This window comes from Flagellimonas oceanensis (assembly GCF_003992595.1).
In the GTDB taxonomy this organism is placed as follows: Bacteria; Bacteroidota; Bacteroidia; order Flavobacteriales; family Flavobacteriaceae; genus Flagellimonas; species Flagellimonas oceanensis.
The window spans coordinates 169,339-192,160 of sequence record NZ_RZNA01000052.1 but is presented as its reverse complement, the minus strand read 5'-3'; the positions used below and the strand labels follow the sequence as shown (position 1 = coordinate 192,160).

At 42.9% G+C, this 22,822-nt stretch carries 20 protein-coding genes; 8 read left to right on the top strand and 12 right to left on the bottom strand.

Annotation, left to right across the window (positions count from 1 at the left end; genetic code table 11):
* Nucleotides 1-127 precede the first annotated feature (127 nt).
* From EO132_RS18165 to EO132_RS18155, 3 genes are all read right to left on the bottom strand, one after another.
* Nucleotides 128-1,072 carry a TIGR01777 family oxidoreductase gene (locus EO132_RS18165; protein ID WP_127139224.1) on the bottom strand — a complete coding sequence of 315 codons (945 nt, stop codon included), beginning with the start codon at nt 1,070-1,072 and terminating at the stop codon, nt 128-130.
* Nucleotides 1,073-1,207: 135 nt separating this feature from the next.
* The gene (mnmC2, locus tag EO132_RS18160; RefSeq protein WP_127139223.1) at nt 1,208-1,870 is read right to left on the bottom strand and encodes a tRNA (5-methylaminomethyl-2-thiouridine)(34)-methyltransferase MnmC2; all 663 of its coding nucleotides are present in this window, start codon (nt 1,868-1,870) and stop codon (nt 1,208-1,210) included.
* On the bottom strand, nt 1,867-2,343 hold the full coding sequence (locus EO132_RS18155) for a DUF4920 domain-containing protein (protein ID WP_127139222.1): 477 nt from the start codon (nt 2,341-2,343) through the stop codon (nt 1,867-1,869). Before EO132_RS18155 ends, mnmC2 begins: the two co-directional genes overlap by 4 nt.
* A 106-nt stretch (nt 2,344-2,449) precedes the next feature.
* On the opposite strand from EO132_RS18155, the gene EO132_RS18150 reads away from it, so the two are divergent.
* Entirely contained in the window at nt 2,450-3,517 is a 1,068-nt protein-coding gene (locus EO132_RS18150; protein ID WP_205780384.1) for a branched-chain amino acid aminotransferase, read from the top strand.
* 30 nt (nt 3,518-3,547) lie between these two features.
* Here the strand turns inward: EO132_RS18150 and EO132_RS18145 are convergent, their stop codons facing one another.
* A complete protein-coding gene (locus EO132_RS18145; RefSeq protein WP_127139220.1) occupies nt 3,548-3,934 on the bottom strand; it encodes a pyrophosphohydrolase domain-containing protein in 387 nt (128 codons plus the stop codon).
* Between the two features lie 345 nt (nt 3,935-4,279).
* Between EO132_RS18145 and EO132_RS18135 the strand changes: the two genes are divergently transcribed.
* From EO132_RS18135 to EO132_RS18115, 5 genes are all read left to right on the top strand, one after another.
* Nucleotides 4,280-4,459, top strand: a complete 180-nt coding sequence (locus tag EO132_RS18135; RefSeq protein WP_127139218.1) for a hypothetical protein — start codon at nt 4,280-4,282, stop codon at nt 4,457-4,459.
* A gap of 16 nt (nt 4,460-4,475) precedes the next feature.
* Nucleotides 4,476-4,850 carry a fluoride efflux transporter CrcB gene (crcB, locus tag EO132_RS18130; protein WP_127139217.1) on the top strand — a complete coding sequence of 125 codons (375 nt, stop codon included), beginning with the start codon at nt 4,476-4,478 and terminating at the stop codon, nt 4,848-4,850.
* Between the two features lie 269 nt (nt 4,851-5,119).
* Nucleotides 5,120-5,458 carry a P-II family nitrogen regulator gene (locus EO132_RS18125; protein ID WP_127139216.1) on the top strand — a complete coding sequence of 113 codons (339 nt, stop codon included), beginning with the start codon at nt 5,120-5,122 and terminating at the stop codon, nt 5,456-5,458.
* A 33-nt stretch (nt 5,459-5,491) separates the two neighbouring features.
* On the top strand, nt 5,492-6,772 hold the full coding sequence (locus EO132_RS18120; protein WP_127139215.1) for an ammonium transporter: 1,281 nt from the start codon (nt 5,492-5,494) through the stop codon (nt 6,770-6,772).
* A gap of 150 nt (nt 6,773-6,922) precedes the next feature.
* Nucleotides 6,923-7,963, top strand: a complete 1,041-nt coding sequence (locus tag EO132_RS18115; protein WP_127139214.1) for an outer membrane beta-barrel protein — start codon at nt 6,923-6,925, stop codon at nt 7,961-7,963.
* Nucleotides 7,964-8,024: 61 nt separating this feature from the next.
* Here the strand turns inward: EO132_RS18115 and EO132_RS18110 are convergent, their stop codons facing one another.
* The 3 genes from EO132_RS18110 to EO132_RS18100 all read right to left on the bottom strand — a co-directional run bounded on the left by EO132_RS18110 (nt 8,025) and on the right by EO132_RS18100 (nt 10,663).
* Complete coding sequence (locus EO132_RS18110) at nt 8,025-8,663, bottom strand: DUF1684 domain-containing protein (RefSeq protein WP_127139213.1); 639 nt, start codon at nt 8,661-8,663, stop codon at nt 8,025-8,027.
* Between the two features lie 57 nt (nt 8,664-8,720).
* Nucleotides 8,721-10,148: an alpha/beta hydrolase gene (locus tag EO132_RS18105; protein WP_127139212.1), complete on the bottom strand. Its 1,428-nt coding sequence runs from the start codon at nt 10,146-10,148 to the stop codon at nt 8,721-8,723.
* A gap of 62 nt (nt 10,149-10,210) precedes the next feature.
* The gene (locus EO132_RS18100; RefSeq protein WP_127139211.1) at nt 10,211-10,663 is read right to left on the bottom strand and encodes an Lrp/AsnC family transcriptional regulator; all 453 of its coding nucleotides are present in this window, start codon (nt 10,661-10,663) and stop codon (nt 10,211-10,213) included.
* Between the two features lie 120 nt (nt 10,664-10,783).
* On the opposite strand from EO132_RS18100, the gene EO132_RS18095 reads away from it, so the two are divergent.
* Nucleotides 10,784-11,185, top strand: coding sequence for a hypothetical protein (locus EO132_RS18095; RefSeq protein WP_127139210.1), 402 nt, complete (start codon nt 10,784-10,786; stop codon nt 11,183-11,185).
* Nucleotides 11,186-11,191: 6 nt separating this feature from the next.
* Here EO132_RS18095 and EO132_RS18090 read toward each other — a convergent pair whose 3' ends face one another.
* Nucleotides 11,192-14,650: a methylmalonyl-CoA mutase family protein gene (locus EO132_RS18090; RefSeq protein ID WP_127139209.1), complete on the bottom strand. Its 3,459-nt coding sequence runs from the start codon at nt 14,648-14,650 to the stop codon at nt 11,192-11,194.
* A 142-nt stretch (nt 14,651-14,792) separates the two neighbouring features.
* Between EO132_RS18090 and purU the strand changes: the two genes are divergently transcribed.
* Nucleotides 14,793-15,641 carry a formyltetrahydrofolate deformylase gene (gene purU / locus EO132_RS18085; protein ID WP_127139208.1) on the top strand — a complete coding sequence of 283 codons (849 nt, stop codon included), beginning with the start codon at nt 14,793-14,795 and terminating at the stop codon, nt 15,639-15,641.
* Nucleotides 15,642-15,699: 58 nt separating this feature from the next.
* Here the strand turns inward: purU and EO132_RS18080 are convergent, their stop codons facing one another.
* The 4 genes from EO132_RS18080 to EO132_RS18065 form a co-directional block, all read right to left on the bottom strand.
* The gene (locus EO132_RS18080) at nt 15,700-16,410 is read right to left on the bottom strand and encodes a fibronectin type III domain-containing protein (RefSeq protein ID WP_127139207.1); all 711 of its coding nucleotides are present in this window, start codon (nt 16,408-16,410) and stop codon (nt 15,700-15,702) included.
* A complete protein-coding gene (locus tag EO132_RS18075) occupies nt 16,407-19,769 on the bottom strand; it encodes an alpha-amylase family glycosyl hydrolase (protein ID WP_127139206.1) in 3,363 nt (1,120 codons plus the stop codon). Before EO132_RS18075 ends, EO132_RS18080 begins: the two co-directional genes overlap by 4 nt.
* Before the next feature lie 76 nt (nt 19,770-19,845).
* On the bottom strand, nt 19,846-21,249 hold the full coding sequence (locus EO132_RS18070; protein WP_127139205.1) for a SusF/SusE family carbohydrate-binding protein: 1,404 nt from the start codon (nt 21,247-21,249) through the stop codon (nt 19,846-19,848).
* 14 nt (nt 21,250-21,263) lie between these two features.
* A complete protein-coding gene (locus tag EO132_RS18065) occupies nt 21,264-22,814 on the bottom strand; it encodes a RagB/SusD family nutrient uptake outer membrane protein (protein WP_127139204.1) in 1,551 nt (516 codons plus the stop codon).
* Nucleotides 22,815-22,822 lie beyond the last annotated feature (8 nt).

Here is a 22,822-nt window from a genome sequence, read left to right as displayed (position 1 = left end):
TTTTATTCCGATTTGAAGTGGCAAAAGTACTGCCAATTGTCCAAAAATGTCAAAATGTCACCGCAAAACATAAAAAAAGCCGCCTAAGCGGACTTTATCGATTAAAAACGTCATGAACACCTATTGACTAAGCTTCAACCGATGCGGGGACACCTTCTTCTTCCGAAGTATAAATGCTCTTTAAAGCTTGGCAAACATTAGTGTATTGAAAAGCGAATCCCTCTTCCTCAATTTTTTTATTGCTCACTCGCTGGCTTGCCAGCAACAGTGTTGACATTTTACCCAAAACCACCTTCAGGACAAACGCGGGGACATTGGGCATCCAAAGGGGCCTGTCCAATACTCTGGCCAGTTCTTTGGTAAGTTTTGTATTCGTTACTGGATTTGGGGCCACACCATTATAAGTTCCCTGTAGATTATTTTCAACGGCAAAGGCAAACATCTGCGCCAAATCTTCAATATGAATCCAAGATTGCCATTGGTCTCCACTCCCTATCGGCGCCCCAATGAAGTTCTTGACAGGCAAGGCCATTTTAGGCAAGGCTCCTCCATCTCTGGAAAGCACCAACCCGATTCTGATTTTGGCCACATCAACACCAAGTTTTTCAAAAGTACCCGCCTCGGCCTCCCATTTTGACACTACTTCGCCCAAAAAGCCATCATCCAATTTTGTTTCGCTTTCTTCGTAGTAATCACATTTTGAATCTGGATAAATTCCAATGGCAGATGCAGAAACAAGACACTCAACTTCTTTGTTTCCCGAATCTCCCAGTCCCTTTTTTAGGGTTCTCAAACTATCGAGACGGCTGGAAAGCACCTTTTTTCTATGCTGAGGGGTCCAACGTTTGGCTATACTGGTTCCTGCCAAATTGATAATGGCCTGTACATCTTTGAAACAATCCAAGTCTATCTCCGCTTTGGAGGGATTCCAGTAATATCCCTGAAAATCTTCTGAGGATGTAATTTTTCCTTTACTTGTGGTCAAATAGTTTACGGGTATCCCCCTGCGGTTCAACACCTCTACTATGGCTTGACCTACCAATCCCGTAGCTCCTGTTATCAACACCTTCATACTATCATTTTATGCAAATTTATCGGTTTAATCGACTGTATATGAGATGTTAATTTAGGTTTAACATATTTAGCTGGAATTTTATGGGTATTTATGAATTCGATAGGCTGTTTGTTAAGATATCATTGACATTCATCAAAGCTTTTTGGCCCTCAGCATCTCCCTCTTCCCAGGTGGTCCCGGTAAGCGTTCCACGGTAAAACCAACTGCCTGCATGGCCCGTCTCACACTACCTTTGGCCGCGTAGGTTACCAAAACCCCATTTTGCCGGAGTGCATGGTACATCTTCAAGAAAACCCCTTCTGTCCAAAGTTCAGGTTGTACCCGTGCTCCGAACGCATCAAAATATATGAGGTTGAAAGAATTTTGATCATCGATTTCCTTGAAATCCTTTTGCTGCTTCAAAAGGGAAAAGCCAGGGGTTATACTTACAGTTTCTTCCCAAGGTGAACTGTGCATTTTTTGAAAGTCAGCTTGATGGACTTCGGCTTCCAATTGCCGGCAATAGTCCAAAGCACCTACTTCTTCCATTGAAACCGGAAAAGCCTCAACCCCAACATAATCAACACTCAATTGTTGTTTGGGAGCTTCCATTAAAGTGATAAGGGCATTTAACCCTGTGCCAAAGCCGATTTCCAACAGTTTGACTTCTTCATTTTGAAACAATCGCAAACCATGTTCCATAAAAACATGATAGGCTTCCTGGACAGCTCCGTGCTTGGAATGGTACTGTTCGTCCCAACCCTCAATTTGGATGGTCTTGGAACCATCCCCTGTGGTGATTATTTTCCTTTTCAAGGCTGGGTTTCGATCAGCACCCCGTCCGCTTCGAACCTAAGTGTTTTCTTGGGAGCGGTTATTAGTGCCAATTCGTCTTCAGATGCTCCTTCGTCCTCTGCGTAGTGTTTTTGGTCTTCAACGGACATTTCCTCAAAAAAGGCCGCGCCGTTCATCACTACTTTTTTCCCTGCAGCATCTTTGGGAACAAAGAATCCATAATCCTTAAAACGGACGAAAACTTCGTCGTCTGACTCCAATTGTACCTTCATCCAGCAACCTTTGGCCTGGCAAACTTCCTTGATCTCGCCAACGATTTGGGTCTGCAAGGAATCCTTACCGGAAATCTTGTCAAAAGGAGCCGATGTTTTGGAAGCTTTTCTGGAAATTTCAAATTCCTCTCCAAAATAATCACCTTGCATGGTTTCTTGTTTGCAGGAAACCATCACAATACCTAGTAAAAAAACAGTAGTAAAAGTGTTAAAAATCCTCATTTTTGATAACATTTAAGTAATTGTAAGTCAAGTCCAACATTTAGATTTACGAATTGTCCAAAACTAACAATAAATAGCTAATTTTATCACGGTAAATGTAAGTGATATGGAAACAATGGCTAACAAAATTGCTATCGAGAAGACAAAATCATCAAAAATCCATGACGTGGATTTTGACAACCTTTCTTTTGGAAGTGTTTATTCCGACCATATGCTGGTCTGTGATTATAAAAACGGTAAGTGGTCCGAACCCAAAGTGGTTCCTTACCAACCTATCACCCTGGACCCATCCGCAAAGATCTTCCATTATGGACAGTCTATTTTTGAAGGGATGAAAGCCTACAAGGACGAGAATGGCAAAGCATGGCTTTTTAGGCCCGAGGAAAACTGGAAACGTTTGAACAGATCCGCCAAAAGATTGGCCATTCCGGAAATACCTGAGGCGTATTTTATGGAAGGGCTCAATGCACTTATTCAATTGGAGAGTGACTGGATTCCCCAAAACCCTGGCAGTTCCTTATATATAAGGCCGTTTATGTTTGCTTCGGGAAATGGGTTCCACGCCTCACCTGCCGATGAATATAAATTCATCATTGCCTGTGCTCCTTCAGGGGCTTATTTCTCTGGGAAGGTAAAGGTGTTGATCGAGGAAACATACTCCCGTGCCGCTAACGGTGGTGTAGGATATGCAAAGGCCGGTGGTAACTATGCGGGTCAGTTCTACCCAACCAAATTGGCTGCGGACAAAGGCTACCAACAAGTCATCTGGACAGATGACAACTCCCACGAGTATATCGAGGAAGCGGGCGCCATGAACGTTTTTGTTCGTATCAATGACACTTTGATGACAGCCCCTACCAGCGACCGTATTTTGGATGGGATAACCCGAAAGAGCATTTTGGACATCGCCAATGACGAAGGCATCAAAACCGAGGTGCGTAAAATATCCGTTCACGAATTGGTGGAAGCTGCGGAAAATGGATCCTTGAAAGAAATGTTCGGTGCAGGTACAGCAGCAGTGATCTCACCTATATCAGGTTTTGGATACCACGGGAAGGATTATGACCTCCCTGAATTGGAGGAAAGCTATGCTTCCCTTTTAAAGAAAAGAATCACGGATATTCAATACAACCGCGCTGAAGATAAGTTTGGATGGCGACACGAAGTCATCTAGAAAAAGAAAAGGCGCCAGTTGGCGCTTTTTTTATTTATCGATTATGTTCTGAATGTCCGGCTTAAAATAATTTGGGCCTTTCAGTACCTTCCCATCTTCACGGTAGATGGGCTTTCCATCGGCACCAAGCTTGCTCATGTTGCTTCGCTGTATCTCTTCAAAAACCTCTTCGATTTTATATTGCATACCGTGCTCCAAAATGGTTCCACATAAAATGTACAGCATATCCCCCAATGCATCGGCCACTTCCACCAAATCGTTATCATTTGCCGCTTCCAGATATTCCCGGTTCTCTTCATCCATCAAATTGAAACGAAGCTTGTTTTTATCCTTTCCAAGATCGGCCTTTGGCTTTTGCGAAACTCCCAATCCAAAAGAATTGTGGAAGAGCTCCACGGCTTTTATTTTACTTTCCATTACACTTATTTGATTTAGCTTTGCGTAAAAATATAAAATATGTTCAGCACAGGACAGATAATTTTTGCGGCTCTATTCTTTATCGCCTTTGTAGCAATCATCTCATTTTCATACAAAAAGGATAAAAAACTGCACAAAAAGAATTACAAAGGCGTTATTTGGATACTGATTTCCTTCATAACTTTCATAATTATCCTGTTCTTAATTAAATACTTCCTCAAAAATTAACAATGGAATTGCGTTAACCACAAAAATTCTCGTTTTCACAACAATAGCAGAGACCTGATTTCGTTATTATAGGAAAAACCGTACTTTTGTTTAACAATACTTTACACCTAACCTGTAATGACTGTATTTTTAAGTATTCTTTTTGTATTGCTTGCTGTGAACGCCATTCTGTTGATTTTCAGTGTCAACGGAGCTAAAGAAAGGTTTACTAAACCGGTGCAACGGATTTCCAAAACCTCAACTACCAGACTTTTCCCTCGTGAGGCCATGGAAACCGAATATAAGGAAGCGGTATAGTTTGTACCTTTAGGGCATGAAACAGGCCTTACTTGTTTTTTTGGGCGGGGGATTTGGAAGTGTTCTGCGCTATTTGATTTCTCGACCCCTCAATCCGCTTTTCCACAATTTTTTCTTGGGGACCTTTTTGGTCAATATCATTGGCTGCCTATTGATCGGGTTATTTTTGGGACTTTCCGCAAGGGGTCATTTACTTACCTATAACAGTACACTTTTTCTTGCCACTGGATTTTGTGGTGGCTTTACCACATTTTCAGCATTCGCCTTTGAAAAACACTCCTATTTAAAGAATGGCGAACTATTCAATTTAGCTATCTACATGATTTCCAGTATCGGTGTGGGTGTTTTGGCAGTTATTTTAGGATTGTGGCTTGCCAAACACATTTCATAGTTACAAATTGCATTTTTACAGTTAAAATTTGTTAAAAACTAAACATTTTACATGTTTTGGAGCTCTATTATTGATAAAAACAAACCTCAAAGCATCCAATATTAAGTTTAAATCAAAAAAAAGATAACAAAACTTAATCTAAAATTGAATACCCCTAAAATTTTGGGGGTATTTTTCTTATACCCATAAAAATCACGCATCTACCCTTCGTTTTTTAATAGTCTCATTCTAATTCCTATATATTTGAATCATCAATTAACTACTTAATTATGAAAAAAGTCGAGGCAATTATTAGAAAATCCAAATTTGATGAGGTAAAGAAAGCCCTCCATCAAATTGAGGTCAACTTCTTTAGTTACTGGGATGTAACTGGAGTTGGAAATGAAAAACAGGGACATGTCTATCGTGGCATATCGTACAGCACTAGCGATATCCAACGAAGGTATTTGGTTATCGTGGTTAGCGATGACTTTCTGGAAAAAACCGTAAACGTTTTACTGGACACTGCAGGTACCGGTAATGTGGGTGATGGAAAAATTTTCGTCTCCGATGTTATCGAGGCTTACAGAATTAGGACCAAGGAAAGCGGAAGCGCCGGAATCAACTAACATTAATAGCCAAAAAACTTTAAAACTTAGATTATGATTGTACAAGAACAAGAAGCGATAGATAAAGCTGTAGAGGCCATCACTGGCGACATGGGTGCCTTGTGGATTACCCTAGCAGCGATTTTGGTGTTTTTCATGCAGGCAGGTTTCACCTTGTTGGAAATAGGTTTTACCCGAAGCAAGAACACTGGTAACATTATTATGAAAAACGTAATGGACTTGGCCGTTGGTTCGGTCATGTTCTGGGCAGTAGGTTATGCCATTATGTATGGTAGCGACCTGGTAGGTGGCGGATTCTTTAGGTCCAGTCCATCTGACCAAGGGTACTTCTTTTTCAGTGCCGATGATTGGTACAACCTGTTCTTCCAAACAGTGTTCTGTGCCACAGCAGCCACTATTGTATCCGGAGCCATTGCGGGAAGAACCAAATTCTCTACGTATTTGATCTTCTCCGCTATCCTTACCACGTTGATATACCCAATTTCCGGTAGCTGGTACTGGCCATTCGATGACGATGCTTGGTTGAACACCGCAGGATTTGTCGATTTTGCAGGTTCTTCCGTAGTACACGCCGTAGGTGGTGCCGCTGCTTTGGTAGCCGCTATTTTGGTAGGCCCAAGAATTGGTAAATACGTAGATGGAAAGGCACAGGCGATTCCAGGTCACAATATGGCCTTCGGTGCGCTTGGAGTATTCATCCTTTGGTTGGGATGGTTCGGGTTCAACGGAGGTTCCCAATTGGCTTGGGGCGGTAGTGACACTGTCGGGGCCACAAGCGTTATCATCAACACCAACCTAGCAGCCGCCATCGGTGCCATTGCAGCCCTGTTCTTTACTTGGGCCAGATATGGTAAAGCCGATATCTCCATGACCTTGAACGGTGCTTTGGCCGGTTTGGTGGGTATTACCGCCGGATGTGGTTCCGTAAATGCATGGGGAGCTCTTGCCATTGGTTTGGTATGTGGTCTCGTCGTGGTACTGTCCATTGAATTTATCGATAAAAAGCTTAAGATAGATGACCCTGTAGGTGCCATCTCCGTTCACGGAGTATGTGGTTTCCTAGGAACCGTACTTATCGGCCTCTTTGCACTGGATGGCGGATTATTCTACGGAGGTAGTGGAAAACTACTTTGGGTACAAACCTATGGATCATTGGCTTACATAGTTTGGGCTGCCGTTGCTTCCTTTATAGTACTCTTCATTTTGAAGAAAACTATTGGCCTTAGAGTATCTGAGAAAGAGGAAGTTGAAGGTCTGGATATCCACGAACACGGTGTGGAAGCTTACCCAGAACACATTTCCCAGGACAAATAAAATAAGTCTTTCAAACTCACAACAACAAACAAGATTGTAAAAAAAGGAACGGAGCGTTCTGCCAAACGCTCCGTTTAATAACCTTTTCAATCAAACTCACAATTAAACAACTGTCCTTAAACAAAAAAGGACAACTTAAACGATTATGATATGAAAACGATTATAAATACAAATTTCGGAAAATTTTTGGCTATTGCCATAGTTTCATTAGTAACATTTTCAGCTTCCGCACAGGAGGAGGAAGAGGCCTCAAAATTTAGCCTTAGTGGCTCTGTGGATGCCTATTACAGAACTACCTTCCATGATGCAGGGGATGCCACAACCGGTACTTATACCTCCTTTGCCAACCAAACTGGTTTTGCTTTGGGTATGGCCAATCTGGTAGGTACATACGATATGGGAGACACAGGTGTCGTGGTTGATTTGGTTTTTGGTCCAAGAGGTACCGAAGCCACTTTTGAAAACGATGTTCTTAACGGTATCATCAATCAGGCATACGTTTATTGGAATGTGTCCGAGGGTACTACCTTGACCATGGGTCGTTTCAATACTTTTTTGGGCTATGAAGTAATCGCTCCACAAGCAAACTTCAACTATAGTGTTTCCTACCTATTCTCCAACGGACCATTTTCACATTTGGGGGTTAAAGCGGATTTTGCACTATCCGATGATGTTAGCTTAATGCTTGCGGTAATGAATCCATGGGACACCAACGACATAAGCGATTCTGGAGAATATTCTTTGGGTGGTCAACTAGGTTTTTATGGTCAATTCTTGAACCTTTACTACGACAGCGGAAAAAGCGGTGGTCTTGGTTTTGAAATTGACTACACCGGTGGATTTGACGTGACTGAGGATTTCTTCTTTGGAATCAATGCAGCTTATAATGACAACTCTGAAACAGGTACTGGCTTCTATGGAGCAGCCATTTACCCACAATTGACGACATCCGACAATTTTGCGATTGGACTTCGTGGTGAGTACATGACCTTCACTGATGATGCCGTTGAGGATGACTCTCCTGTTTTAGGACTGACGTTAACCGGTAGCTTCACAAAAGATAACCTTATCATCAAACCAGAAGTTCGTTTGGATACATGGGGAAATGATGTGGAACCATATACCGATAGTGACGGAGCTCTTACCAGCAATCAGTCTTCCATTTTGATAGCTGCCATATACTCCTTCTAAGAAACATCATAGATAGATATGACATGAAAAAGCCTTTCTCCAAATAGGATGAGGGCTTTTTTTAGTCCTTGTTAAAATTTTTCACTCCTGCTCTCACTTTAGTTCTCAAATAGTTTTGCCTTGGCACTAGAGGGCAGGAGTACTTTTTGTTGTACACACAATAAGGATTATAGGCCTTATTGAAATCGATCACCAAGGTATTCCCTTCGGGAATGGTCAAATCAATATACCTCCCTCCCCCATAGGTTTCTTCCCCATTTGTATTGTCCAAAAAAGGCAAAAAGAGGTAATCTTCATATTTCTCATCATCCATTAAACCCAAACTTTGATACACTTCCAGTTGATGCTCCTCCCCATTTAAAGTAAAATGGGCGATTCCGTAAACAACCTCTTGCGTTTGCCTATCGGTTGTAGTGGGCATCAAAAAAGGTTCTGCTTCTGGAGTACGCTCAAAACGGGCTTTTACAACATAAGTGGTATCGGGTTTATAAAAATCAAGCCCTTCAAAATCTTTACGGTACTTATCGGGCAAGGGGGATGAATCAGGGTCTTTGAAGCTTTCATCCAGTTCCTTTTGGAATTCCAGGATATCCGCGACCAAATCGGATTCCACCTTCACGGTTTCTTCGTCATCATGATACTTTTTACCCTGTCCGCAGGACATCAAAAAAAATAGAGAAAGTAAGATGGTATATTTCATTCTGAATGAGATTTATGCTAAAATACAGCTTAAACCTGTAAGAAATAAAATCTTTGCCTAAGGTCTGTTTTCCTCGATTTTGATATCGTACCTGGCATCTTCCAAATACTTTGAAACAAGCTCATTGAACTCCGGGGTAATCCGAAGAAGTGCCGTATTCTCCAAACTGTAAAGTTCATCCTTGTCGTTGAACCCAGTTTTCAAGAGCTCTTCCAAATAGAAGAGGGAAGTTCCAAAATCATCGTTCTTGGCACTCAGTGATATGGTATGGAGGTAAAATTCATGATTGTCCGGTTCCAAAATGGTTTTGAGCATGTACAAAAACGCCAATGCATCTTCATCTATAACTTCATCGGATAAAATAAGACTGATGTTGTCCTCGGCCAAGGCATTCACATAACCCTTCAACCTATGCCCCATTTGTTTTTCAAAGGGCTTTGAACCCGAGATGAACTTGTCTATTTCGGTCATTTGATATTTCCACCATCCCAAATTGTTGAAGTTATGTGTATATACATCATCCTCTATATAGTACTGGTAATCTTCCCGAAGCATGGATTCTTTTAGAAAAGCCGCGTTTTCGGCCCTCTTCATCACTTTGAACGCCCTATCCCTGCGCAGATCCTTTTGCTCCGACCTAAGGGAGTCCATATTCTTCAATGCTCCATACATGGACATCATTTCGGTCATGTACTGTTCCGCCCATAATAGATCTCCGATTTCTTTCAGCTGATTTACCTTTTCCAAGTCATCTTTGTACGCGTTCTTTATGTATGCAGTATCCTTTGGAATCCATTTTCTTCCCATGGCATCCAGTGTGAAAAGCTGCATTCCTTTTTGAACATAGGATGCATGCGGCCACTTACCTGTACCATCGTACAACAAAACCTGATTAGGAAACTTATATCTGTCCAAAAGTTTGGCATCTGTAAGCAAAAATGGATAATTGAAGTCTTCCTTGTTAACGATGCCAACAAAATGAAAGGGAGTCTTCCTATTCATCAATTCCCTATTGGTCAGCGCTGCATTTATGGAAATAACACCATTTACCCCTTGAACAAGGACAGGCATCAAATTAGCAAACTGGGCTGCATCTCCTTCTCCAGCAGCATAGACCCTCTCTCGTTTGATTGGAAACAAACTCGCAACTTTTTGAATGGCCCTGGTAGTCAACATCATATTTTTAGTCAGCGAGATGGTATCCACCAGTTTTGGCGCAGCCAACACATAGCCTTCTTTTTCCGCTGACGTCATAAACATGGAAAGTGCTTTTTCTTCATTCCCATCCGTATCAAACACCATGAGCAATGGCCACTCCCTGTCCATGGAAAATGCTTTGGGCAAATAAATGGAATATGTATTTTCAGTGGTATCAGTTATAGAGAGATTCCCAATAATCTCTCCTTTTTGAAAGACCATTTGTTGTGAGAAAAGGGAAAATGCACAAAAAAAGGTCAGAAAGGTTAGCGAGTATATCTTTTTCATAATACTAATTTCACAAAAATCTGGCCAAAGTATGCCACTCATTCATCAATTTAACAAGAAAACTATTTATTGGCCCTACTTTTTTTTATGGGCGAGTTGGCTACAACATTGGACAACACGATGTGGGTCCTACATTCGCCGTACACAATAAGCTCATCAATAAATTTCTCCAAATGGGATTGATCCCGAAGCACCACCTCCATGATAATGTTCTCATTACCCGTTATCCGATAACAGTTCACCACCTCCTGAAAGGTTTTCACCTTGTCCAAAAAGGGTTTCAACTTCCCCATAAAAGCCCGTAACATGATGATGGCCTTGAGCTGATACCCTGCTTCCACATAGGAAATGTTGGCACCATAACGTTCGATGATTCCAAGGTCTTCCATCTTTTTTACACGTTCCGCTACAGCCGGTGGCGTCAACCCAACTTTCCTTCCAATATTGGCAAACGACTCCCTCGCATTTTGCTGCAAATGGTTCAATATTTGCCAATTCAAGTCATCTATCTTCATATATAAAGAAATTTACCACTACTTTTTTACTATCGAAAGTAAAATCGAATAATTGCTTTAGTAACAAAAGTAAAAAAATTTAATTCGTGCTTAATTTTATACTACAAAATTGCTATGAAAATGGAGAGAAATTCTCTTAACTCCCTTGGTGTATACCGTAGATCTTTGGCCCTTCGTGATATGAGCGAGGCGGTTGCGGCTTATTTTGCCCAGAACAGGGAGATTTTGTCCTTGCGCAAAATAGATTCTTTCCGGGATGATATTTCCAAATCCTTATTGGCCGATGCCGATTTGATCACCAAAGAGGTAGAACAGGCTGCATTGAGCAATTGCCCATCCGTTCGTATGAGAAGTCTTTCCTACGTAAACATCATGACCCGCAATATTTTGGCCTATTGTAATGGTTTGGAACGCGACGGGGTCAAAGAGAAGGAATACTTGAACCTTCTAAGAAAAGAGATTCGCATATTCCGTGTTTCCTTTAAAAAATGGAGAAAGTCCTTGATCAACAAAAACGATTGATTCCCTTTACATATTTCTTCGGTACTGCCCTCCTACTTGGAACAATGCTTCCGTAATTTGTCCTAGTGAGCAATATTTGGCGGCTTCCATCAATTTTTCAAAAATGTTCTCATTCTTGATAGCGACCTCCTGAAGTTCGTTCAACTGTTTCGCGGCTTCATCAGCTTCGCGCTTATGAAGATTCTGCAAGGTCTTTATCTGATTTTCCTTTTCCGTTTCGGTAGCGCGAATCACCTCTGCAGGTAAAATAGTCGGCGAACCTTTGGAGCTCAAAAATGTGTTTACCCCAATAATAGGATACTCCCCAGAATGCTTCAAGGTTTCATAATGAAGGCTTTCTTCTTGAATCTTGGAACGTTGGTACATTGTTTCCATAGCACCAAGTACGCCACCACGTTCCGTAATTCTATCAAACTCCAGTAAAACGGCCTCCTCTACCAAATCGGTAAGCTCCTCAATAATGAATGACCCTTGTATTGGATTTTCATTTTTGGCCAGACCCAATTCTTTGTTGATGATCAATTGTATCGCCATCGCCCTACGGACGGACTCCTCTGTCGGCGTGGTGATAGCTTCATCATACGCATTGGTGTGCAAGGAATTGCAATTATCATAAATGGCATACAATGCCTGAAGGGTGGTACGTATATCGTTGAAGTCGATTTCCTGGGCGTGCAAGCTCCGTCCTGAGGTTTGGATGTGATATTTCAACATCTGTGCCCTGGGATTGGCTCCATATTTTTCTTTTAGGGCCTTGGACCAAATGCGTCGAGCTACGCGCCCAATAACCGCATATTCCGGGTCTACGCCGTTGGAAAAGAAAAACGAAAGGTTGGGACCAAACTTATTGATGTCCATGCCGCGGCTCAGGTAATATTCCACATAGGTAAAACCATTGGAAAGTGTAAAGGCCAACTGTGTAATGGGGTTGGCACCCGCCTCGGCAATATGATAGCCAGATATGGAGACCGAGTAGAAATTGCGCACCTGTTGTTCAATAAAATATTCCTGCACATCCCCCATCAAACGTAACGCGAATTCGGTAGAAAAAATACAGGTGTTCTGCGCCTGGTCCTCTTTTAAAATATCGGCCTGTACCGTGCCTCTAACTTGGTTCAGCGTCTTAGTTTTTATTTCTTGGTAAACGTTTTCAGGTAGCACTTGGTCTCCCGTTACGCCCAACAACATCAAACCAAGACCATTGTTCCCTTCGGGAAGTTCACCATAATAAGAGGGCTGCGCTATTCCTTTATCCTTAAAAATGGTTTTGATTTTATCTTCGACCTCCTTTTCCAAGCCATTTTCCTTGATATACTTCTCGCAGTTTTGATCTATGGCTGCGTTCATAAAAAAGGCCAAGATCATCGGTGCAGGACCATTGATGGTCATACTCACCGAGGTCATTGGACTACTCAGGTCGAACCCAGAATACAGCTTTTTAGCATCATCCAAACAACAAATAGAAACTCCAGCGTTTCCTATTTTTCCATAGATATCCGGTCGGTGGTCGGGGTCGTTTCCATATAAAGTCACCGAATCAAAAGCAGTGGACAAGCGTTTGGCGGGCATATCCATACTCACATAATGGAACCGGCGATTGGTGCGCTCCGGACCACCTTCGCCTGCAAACATTCGGGTCGGGTCCTCCCCTTCCCTTTTGAAAGGATAAAGTCCTGCAGTATATGGAAATTCACCTGGAACATTTTCTTGTAATATCCATTGTAAAATATCGCCCCAAGCTTTGTATTTGGGCAAGGAAACTTTAGGAATCTGGCTATGCGACAATGATTCGGTATGTGTTTTTATGTTCACTTCCTTGTCCCGCACTTTGAAGGAGTAGATTTCCGCTTTATAACGGGCAACCTTTTCCTTCCATTTTAAAATGGCTTCCCAATGATGAGGGTTCAAGTGCATCTTGACTCGATCAAATTCTTTGATGAGGAGATTTATCAATTCCTTGGATTCCTCATTTTTGATGTGCCTCTCAATTTCCTCTTCATTCAAACCAGCTTTATCCAAACATAATCTTTCGGCTTCCTCTTGGTCCATTTCCATGGCCGATGCCAGCGTTAAAAAGATACCATACAGCTTCTGGGCTATTTTGGCTTCTTCCTTCACTTTGACATCATAACCTCTATTGTTTTCAGCTATTTCTGATAAATACCGCGTTCTAGAGGGCGGGATCACATAAATTTTCTCCGACATTTCCTGGGTAATCTCGATGGTGGAATTTAAACTGGAACCTGCTTTTTCCACCAAGGTGTCCATTACCATTTTATAGAGACTGTTCATTCCTGGATCATTGAACTGCGAAGCAATGGTCCCAAAAATGGGAAGTTCATCTTCATTGGTATGCCACAAGCCGTGGTTACGGGCGTATTGCTTTTTTACATCGCGAATGGCGTCCAAAGCCCCACGTTTATCAAACTTGTTGATGGCAACAATATCGGCGAAGTCCAACATATCAATTTTCTCCAATTGAGTTGCTGCACCAAATTCGGGCGTCATTACATAGAGCGATACATCGCTATGCTCCAGTATTTCGGTATCGGATTGACCAATTCCAGAGGTTTCCAAAATAATCAGGTCGTATTTTGCCGCTTTCAGCACTTGGACCGCTTCTGAAACATGCTTGGACAAGGCCAAATTGGATTGTCTTGTCGCCAAGGAGCGCATATATACCCTATCACTGTCGATGGCGTTCATTCGAATTCTATCCCCCAAAAGCGCACCTCCTGTTTTCCGTTTAGATGGATCTACAGACACAATTCCGATGTGTTTATCTGGAAAGTCCATCAAAAATCGACGTACCAGCTCATCTACCAAACTGGACTTACCGGCTCCGCCAGTTCCGGTAATCCCCAAAACAGGAACACTATTTTCTTCTTTCTCAATAATGGTTTGATACTTCTCGAACGTTTCGTGACGGTTCTCTGCCAAAGAGATCAAACGTGCCAAGGTGTTGGGTCGTTTTGCTTGCAATTCATCTTCCAAAGATTTCCCTTTGGGGACATCCAAATCGGGAACCTCAGTATCACAACGTTCCACCAAATCATTGATCATTCCCTGAAGCCCCATTTCCCGGCCATCATCTGGGGAATAAATTCGTTCGATACCATAATCCATCAGTTCCTTGATCTCTTCTGGTAGGATGACACCGCCACCACCGCCAAATATTTTGATGTGACCAGCCCCTCTTTCCTTCAGTAAATCGAACATGTAACGGAAGTATTCGTTATGCCCCCCTTGGTATGAGGTCATTGCAATGGCATTGGCATCCTCTTGAATGGCACAGTCCACGACTTCGGCAACACTCCTATCGTGCCCCAAATGAATCACCTCTACCCCAGTGGCCTGGATGATTCTTCGCATAATATTGATGGCCGCGTCGTGTCCATCAAATAGGGAGGCCGCGGTAACAATTCTTATTTTGTGTTTGGGCGTGTAGGGTTTAATTTGTTCCATCTGCAATAAAAGGTCTGATTTTGCACTGCAATTTACAGAAAATGCAACTGAAAATTGGTTTTGATTAAGATTATACAAAAAATAATAAATGTTTGGGCTTCCTTTTTTGAATACCATAATTTTATCCCCCTAAATGTGTCCAATGAAACTGACCATTCTCATCAACTGCCCCGACCAATCGGGAATCATCCGCTCCGTAACCACTTTTATCCATCAGCAAAAGGGAAACGTGGTCTATTTGGACCAGCATGTGGACAAACAAGCGGGCGTGTTTTTTATGCGTTTGAAGAGTGAATTTGAGCAGGAATTGGACCTATCTCAGTTCAAGAAGGATTTCGGAAAAGAGTTGGCCACCAAATTCCATATGGAATGGGATGCCTATACCGATGTGTACCGACCCAAAATGGCCATTTTCGTATCCAAGTACAACCATTGCCTGTATGATTTACTGAGCCGATACAACTCGGGCGAACTAGCTGTGGACATCCCTTTTATTTTGAGCAACCACAAGGACTTGGAGTATGTCGCAGAGCAGTTTGATATTCCCTATTACCATATCCCTGTGACCAAAGCGACCAAGAGTGAAGCAGAGGACAAACAGTTGGAACTTTTGGAGCAGTACGAGGTAGACTTTATAGTTTTGGCCAGGTACATGCAGATTGTATCACCAAAGGTAATTGATGTGTTTCCGCAGAAAATAATCAATATCCACCACTCTTTTTTGCCTGCCTTTGCTGGTGCAAAACCCTATCATGCTGCATTTGAAAGGGGCGTAAAGATCATCGGTGCCACCAGCCATTATGTTACCGAAGATTTGGATGCAGGACCCATTATCGAACAGGACGTCACTACGGTTTCGCATACCCACGCCGTCAAGGATTTCATAGCGAAGGGAAGGGATTTGGAACGCATAGTCCTTTCACGTGCCGTGCAGCTTCACGTAGCACGGAAAACAATGGTCTACAACAACAAGACCGTTATTTTTTCTTGATCACAACCAAAAAAATAGGGGCAAAAAGCCCCTATCCCAACTAAACTAAAAGACCATTTCAAGGGTTGGTCTTAAACTCAAAAATTTCTGATGTGGAACTATTTCCTGCACTATCCACAGTGACCACTTGCCAATAATAAACCGTATCAGCATTTATGGTGGTCTCAAAACTATTTGCATCTGTTTCCCCCAAAACTGAGCTTGGCGGACTTGATGTACCCAAATAAATGGTGTAGGACAAGGCATCCCCATCCAAATCCGCTCCTTCCCATGCTAAACTGATTGTTCCAGCATTAATGGCTTCCCCCATTCTTGGGTAAGGTTCGTATGCCGGGAAAGGTGCATAATTTTCTATGGCGGCTCCTGCATTGTAAAAACGCCATATTTCGCTTGAAGCCGTTTCATTGGTTCCCTCAGCACTGGAGACAATCGACCATGAATAGGCAGTGCCTCGCTCCAACGTTACCTGAATATCAATATTTGATGTGTTGGTAGAGCTTTCCGCCCCAGTCTCCAGATTGGTCAACACAAGGGTATAGGTATCTGTATTTTCAGAAGCTGTCCACTCAAAAGTAACCTGGCTCTCAGTTTCGGAAACCAATACTCCCTCGGTGCACGCCTCGTTATTATCTGGATAAATCAATGTGGCTGCCGATGGAGCGGGCACCTCTGGTTCAGGTTCAGGTGGTGTTGGGTCATCGCCTCCACCTCCACAAGAAAATAGCGGCAACACCATGAAAAGAACGAGATATTTATAGACTATTTTCATTGTTTTATGATTTTAAATTCGTGTGACGTTTCCTTGCCGGATACTTTAATAAAGTACATGCCATTGGCAAAACCGGATAGGTCGATGTCAAATTTGCCAAACTGTGCTTCGATACTGTTGGAACAATGGAGCTTTCCGTTCAAATCAAAAACTTGAACGTTCATTTCATTATTGATATCAAAACCAAGATCGACCGACACGGTATTTTCATCAACTATGGGATTCGGGTAGGCTGTTGCCTTATCTGCTAGCAAAAACGTTTCTTCGGACACTCCTTGGCAATCTTTATCGGTAGATACCTTCATCTTGTTCACCGATTGATTCAGCTTCATTTCGAATGACCCCTTGGATGTCAAATACACCTCATCATTGATTTGAACCGTATAAAAATCGGAACCCTTGAGTTCCAAGGAAAGTACATTACTATTCTTGTTGACATTGGAATACACCTCCAAGGACTCAGGTTCTGTAATGGTCAATGCATAGCATTGCTGGTAGTTGGATTGTCCAGAAACCGTGATACAAAGTTCATAGCTTCCTGCTGATAAGTTTTCGAACACAACTTCATCCTCAAAATTGGCAGATTCCTCTGTACTCCCTGATAAGCTCGCTGTATAAGCGAGTGACTCGATAGCCGTGACTGTTATGCTTCCATTGTTGCTTCCTCTACAGGTTTCGCTGCTGGTCATTACAGTAAAGTTCTCCTCTGGCAAGGAAAAAACCTCACAACCATCTACATTTACCACTGCACCGAGAGTTGTGCCTGGACAAAGATCGTTAGCATCAACAACCCCATCGGAATCTTCATCGGGTGGATTATCGTTTGGAAAAAGGCCAGTTGGGTTGTTGCCAAATATGCGATACTCCCCTGGAGCCAGAACCAACGGTTCGTTCACATCGACCACGACATGTTTTAGATTGTTCACCAAAAACTCGTACCATACGCCTGTTTCTTGAAATTTTGGGTCGATTTCCTGTTCTTCCACTCCAAAGTTCCCCACAATGGTCACGTAACCAATTTCATCAACTCCTGCTGAAGCATTGGTTAAATGAATGGTTTTTAAGCCAGTGGAACTATCCGCATCCAAGAAAAAATCAGCGGTTTCAAAAATGGGTTCTTCCACTGCCAAAAGGTTTAGGTCCGACCATGTGTCGTATACCTCTTTTCTATCGGCATTGTCGAAATAATCCCACCGGATGGGTTTGTTCCCGATTCTTCCGTTGTAGTCTATGGAGTAATCGTATCCCAGTTCCCCGAATTGCCAGATCATTTTCGGACCCGGAATGGTAAAGAAGAAGGCTCCTGCCAGTTCCAATCTGTCCAAAGCGGTGGAGAGTTCCTGTATATTGTAATCGCCTGATGCATTTCCGTAATTCAGGTTACGATACATCATGCGCTCCTCATCATGACTTTCCATATAAGACACGTTGGAAGGAACCGTCCAGTTTCGGTTTAGATAGGATACCCACGAGAAATCAGAGTTGTCGTTCCAACCCATAGCCGCCTCACTGTATGGACCATTAAGATTGCCCCACAACATGATTCCCTTGCCTTCATCCAATCGATATTCGGCCCACTCGGTTTCTTCCTCATTGGTACCCAAATGCTCAAAAATGACCAAGAAATCCTCGTTGACCTCCCATTGATAGTCCGCATATTCTTTGAGTACGGCAACCCTATCAGCTTGATAACTGCCCGTGCAGCCTTCATCGGAAGCAGTGCAGTTTTGGGTAAAACCTTTGGTCAAATCCCAGCGATAACCATCAATATTATATTCCTCAATCCAAAACTGTGAAATACGTTTCACATAATCCTGGGCGGCTTGTTGGCTATGGTTGAAATCGTTGAAAACATTGTAGGAATGGGTCTGTTCTGCATTGAAAAATGGACTTTCCCCGCTAGCTGCTCCTCCATAACCTCCGTTGTCGGTATTCCATAGTCGATAATATGGGTTTTGTCCCGTAGCATGGTTGAAAACGACGTCCAAAATAACAGCCATGCCCCTGCCGTGGCATTCATCCACCAATTGTTTGAAGGCTTCGGCATTCCCATAATATTTGTCCAAGGCCATATGGAAGGATGGATTATAGCCCCAGCTTTCGTTTCCATCAAACTCGGAAACGGGCATTAGTTCTATGGCATTTACACCAAGCGCTTGTAGATAATCCAACCGAGCGCGTACGGCATCGAAACTGTGCAGTTCATCAAAATCCCTTATCAACAGTTCATAAACGACCAAATCGGTCTTGCTCGGCAATGCCACATCATTATTAACCCAATTGTATTCCGGGTCTCCCGTTCTGAGTACCGTAACAGCGTGTTCTGTTTGTCCCGTGGGGTATTCTGGCAAATTTGGATAGGTAAAATTATCTATGTACGAATCATTGTTTTCATCCAAAATAAGGGTGGAATATGGGTCGGCCACTGTAATCTCCCCATCCACTACATACTGATATAGATGATTGGTTTGAGGGGTAAGCCCTGTCAACTCTATCCAAAAACGATTTTGGGCACTGTCCTTTTTCAGCAAGTAATCATTTCCAATGGTCCAATTGTTGAAATCCCCAATGAGATGGACGATCTCCTTCCCGGGCGCATAAAGGACCAATGTTGCGGATGTATCATCGTTTGGGTCCAAATTGATGCCGTCCATCATTCCAACGGGAACTGCCTCTTCTTCCACATTAACCACAACCATGAAGCCTTCAGTACGGGTTTCCCCTCCACTTTCGGCTTCCAAGGTATACTGTGAATTTTCTGTGATGTTCACATCATCGTAGATATATTCGGTTCCAATGGATGTATCCACGATGTTACCGTTAACGGTCAAGGTAAAATCCGCCACCACCGAACTTGATGCGGCTATGGATAAATTATTTCCCGGATTCAACAAGGTCAAACTTTCCGTAGGACTGTTCAATTGCAGTTGAAAGGTCCCTACCTCAAAAAAGAAATCGTTACAGCCATTATCCTTCAGCTCCTGATCGCCTGCTGCATTACGAAATACCATTCCCATTTGAGTGGCATTATCGGCTTGCTCGGCAGTTGACCCGTAATAGGTTTCGGGTACAAGAGTGATACTCCAGGTACCGTCTCCATTGTCGGTCATCTCGCCAATTCCATCATCCTGACCCCAATTTCCAATGACCGTGGTCCAAGGGTCTACATCGTTACCAATACCTGAGTGTAGATAGACCTTGTTCGGATTTGACAATCCATTGCAGTCCGTTTCATTGCTGTTGGCATCCACGGTAATGGTTATCTCATCATCCACTGCAAAGGGATAGGGCTCAATGGTAACTTGGGACCAAGAAGTCAAGGCAGATAATAATAATCCAAAAAGTAAAAATTTCTTCATACCGATTATTTATAAATAAAGGGAAACGGCTAAGCCATTCCCCTTTATCTTTTTAGTTACAAAAAGGGGCTCTTACCTATCTCGCATTGAGCGAATAAGCAGACGAACCACCTTCGGAAAGATCTAATTTGATCAAATAAGTACCCGCTGTTACAGCAATATTATCGCCTCCTGGATCCAATGTGCCATCGGCACCTGTGTCTCCATAATCGGAATCCCAAGCTTCATTTACCCTGAACTTGATCTCACCATCGATCAACTCCACATTTTCGCCAACCCATACCCCTGGATTCACTTCGGTCAACATGAAGTCACCTCCTGCGTTGCCCCAATCGTTGTATCCAGAACCTACCACACCTAGAAGTTCAGCTTCTTCCATGGTATAAGTTCCTGCATTGAAATCCAGAGTGATCAAATAATATCCTGCTGTAACGACCAAGTTGTCACCTCCTGCATCCAAGGTTCCATCGGCTCCTGAATCACCAAAGTCGTTAACCCATTCGTTGTTCATTCTAAATTTGATCTCACCATCGATCAACTTGACACCAACTTTAAAGGTATCCGTGGTGTAGTCATAGAAGAATTTGGCATCGGGACCCAAATTGCCCCAATCATTGTATCCAGATCCCACAACGCCCCAGGAATATTCCTCCATGGTATAGGTGTTATCATTTAAGTTCATTGTGATTTTGTAATCCCCAGCAGTTACTACTATGTTATCACCACCGGCATCCAAGGTTCCATCAGCATCAGTATCTCCAAAATCGTTATTCCATTCGTTGTTTTCACGGAATTTGATTTCTCCATCAATCAAGTTAACGTAAGCTACCAACACACCGTCTGTATCCGTTGTGTAGAATGGAGCATCTTCAAACGCACCCCAGTCGTTGTAACCAGAACCTACAATTCCCCAACTGGAAATTTGGATTCCCCCTCCAGTATCGGCTGATTTTTCCACAACGGTAATGGTCAGTGCTGCTACTTGGGACTCTGTAGTCACAGCATCCACACCTTCCCCACTTCCTGCAAAGGCGGTTACTTTGAAGTAAACAGTTCCGGTGTTATTTGGGTTTCCTTGATCATCCGTTGTAGCTGGGTCATCGTCCAATCCCAAACCTTCGGCCATGGTCAACAATTGACCTACGGTTACACTGGCATTCAGGGTGGTCAGTGTTCCCGAATCGAATTGATAAGCCCCATCGGCATCAAAGTTTTCAGAAATAGATCCTTCCAATTGATACGATACTTCGGTAGGCACACCAAAATCCACTTCGTTCCAAACAAAGCGCTCGGCTATATTGTCGGGCGTTTCATCAGAAAGTAAATAATCCGCCAAGAATTCATTTTGAAAAGCTACATCTTCTGAAGCAGCCTTCAAGGTGAATTCCGGTACGTGATCGTCATTTTCACATGCAGTGAAAAGAGCTAGGGCCGTTACCACCCCTAAAACTTGTGCTATAAATAATTTTATGTTTTTCATGAGAGTCGTTTTAATTAGAATCCTGGATTTTGAGTTAGGTTTTCATTGGCCTCCAAAGCGGTCAATGGAATTGGGAAAAGTCTGTAGGTATCTGGAATCGAGGTACCATTCAAGGTATTTCCCTTCCAAGGCCATAGGTAACTGTTCCCTGTAAATTTGCCGAAACGGATAAGATCGCTTCTCCTATGCCCTTCAAGGTTGAGTTCTCTAGCTCTCTCGTCCAAAATGAAGTCCAAGGTCATAGCTGATTGGGAAATGGAGCTTGCATTGGAACGATTTCTTACATCGTTCACATAACCCAATGCGGTTGCCATCTCAGTACCTGAAGCTCCTCGAACGGCCAATTCGGCATACATTAGATAAGCATCGGCCAATCGGAACAATGGAAAATCGGTACTGGAGAAACTTGTTGGATTGGAATCACTGAAAAAGAAGGTGTTCCTGAACTTAACGGCTGGATAACCATCGGTCCATGCCCTGTAATCGGTCATTTCGTAATTATGGCCTTCTGTCCAGAACAAAGCCGCCCTGTCGTCGGTACTGTTTTCAAGGTCTCCATCATTAAAAAGCCCATACCATGCTTTGGTGGCTCTGTGCCCACTCCATCCTTCTTCAGCTCCAAAATCGCTAAGGGTCATGGTTTCCGTTCCCAAATTACCGTTGACGATATAGGTGGTGTTCCCATAACTCTGGCTGATGTCGGCATCGGCAATCAGCGGGAAGATAATTTCATTGGACATGAAGTTGTCACCGGAAAAGATGCTTACAAAGTCTTCAGCCAATGAATAGCCTCCTTCATTGATTACCTGATTCACCAAAGGCACTGCTTCATCAAACATGGTTGTCCCCGTATAAACCCCTGCATTCATATAAAGCTTGGCCAGAAGCATTTGTGCTACGCTTTTATTGGCCCTACCATATTCGTTGGTCTCTGGCAATAGCTCAATGACGGCCAACAACTCGTTCTCCACATAGGTAAACAACTCTTGACGGTCCACTTCGGGCAGTGGGTCCGAAGTACCATAGTTTTCTTCGGTGGCCAACACTCCTTTACCAAAACAATCGATCAAATAATAATAGGCCAAGGCACGAATAAACCTGACCTCACCTTCAATCTGACCCTTATTTTCCAAATCGACCGCACTTAAAACCAAAAGAAGGTTGTTCGATTGTGGAATGGTATAATAAATACGGTTGTAGAGGTAACGGAAAAACTTGTTGTTCTCATCCCAATCGGAAGTAGTGGTCAATTGATCTAAACCATCATCCCCCCATCGGTTTTTCATGGCATCGGCCGTAAAATCCTGAAGGTTGACAATCCCCCTAAGAAATGGTGATTCCCCTGCATCGTCGTCTATATCCGAGCTTCCTGGCCCATCTGGTCCTGAAAGCGCAAAAGAGGCATACAGTCTTGACAGAATACCACTAACGGCATCTGGGTCCTGCTCCAAGAGCTCATCCAACGTAAGCTCTACCTCTGGTTCGGTATCCAAATCTTTGGTACACCCTTGAATCATTAAGGCCAAGGGAACTACTAAAAATAATATTGATGTTAATTTTTTCATGTCAGCTA

Bases quoted from the DNA above. Each gene is read 5' to 3' on its own strand.
- EO132_RS18165 (WP_127139224.1), bottom strand. From the start codon at position 1,072: ATGAAGGTGTTGATAACAGGAGCTACGGGATTGGTAGGTCAAGCCATA.
- EO132_RS18155 (WP_127139222.1), bottom strand. From the start codon at position 2,343: ATGAGGATTTTTAACACTTTTACTACTGTTTTTTTACTAGGTATTGTG.
- EO132_RS18150 (WP_205780384.1), top strand. From the start codon at position 2,450: ATGGAAACAATGGCTAACAAAATTGCTATCGAGAAGACAAAATCATCA.
- EO132_RS18145 (WP_127139220.1), bottom strand. From the start codon at position 3,934: ATGGAAAGTAAAATAAAAGCCGTGGAGCTCTTCCACAATTCTTTTGGA.
- EO132_RS18135 (WP_127139218.1), top strand. From the start codon at position 4,280: ATGACTGTATTTTTAAGTATTCTTTTTGTATTGCTTGCTGTGAACGCC.
- crcB (WP_127139217.1), top strand. From the start codon at position 4,476: ATGAAACAGGCCTTACTTGTTTTTTTGGGCGGGGGATTTGGAAGTGTT.
- EO132_RS18125 (WP_127139216.1), top strand. From the start codon at position 5,120: ATGAAAAAAGTCGAGGCAATTATTAGAAAATCCAAATTTGATGAGGTA.
- EO132_RS18120 (WP_127139215.1), top strand. From the start codon at position 5,492: ATGATTGTACAAGAACAAGAAGCGATAGATAAAGCTGTAGAGGCCATC.
- EO132_RS18115 (WP_127139214.1), top strand. From the start codon at position 6,923: ATGAAAACGATTATAAATACAAATTTCGGAAAATTTTTGGCTATTGCC.
- EO132_RS18110 (WP_127139213.1), bottom strand. From the start codon at position 8,663: ATGAAATATACCATCTTACTTTCTCTATTTTTTTTGATGTCCTGCGGA.
- EO132_RS18105 (WP_127139212.1), bottom strand. From the start codon at position 10,148: ATGAAAAAGATATACTCGCTAACCTTTCTGACCTTTTTTTGTGCATTT.
- EO132_RS18100 (WP_127139211.1), bottom strand. From the start codon at position 10,663: ATGAAGATAGATGACTTGAATTGGCAAATATTGAACCATTTGCAGCAA.
- EO132_RS18095 (WP_127139210.1), top strand. From the start codon at position 10,784: ATGGAGAGAAATTCTCTTAACTCCCTTGGTGTATACCGTAGATCTTTG.
- EO132_RS18090 (WP_127139209.1), bottom strand. From the start codon at position 14,650: ATGGAACAAATTAAACCCTACACGCCCAAACACAAAATAAGAATTGTT.
- purU (WP_127139208.1), top strand. From the start codon at position 14,793: ATGAAACTGACCATTCTCATCAACTGCCCCGACCAATCGGGAATCATC.
- EO132_RS18080 (WP_127139207.1), bottom strand. From the start codon at position 16,410: ATGAAAATAGTCTATAAATATCTCGTTCTTTTCATGGTGTTGCCGCTA.
- EO132_RS18075 (WP_127139206.1), bottom strand. From the start codon at position 19,769: ATGAAGAAATTTTTACTTTTTGGATTATTATTATCTGCCTTGACTTCT.
- EO132_RS18070 (WP_127139205.1), bottom strand. From the start codon at position 21,249: ATGAAAAACATAAAATTATTTATAGCACAAGTTTTAGGGGTGGTAACG.
- EO132_RS18065 (WP_127139204.1), bottom strand. From the start codon at position 22,814: ATGAAAAAATTAACATCAATATTATTTTTAGTAGTTCCCTTGGCCTTA.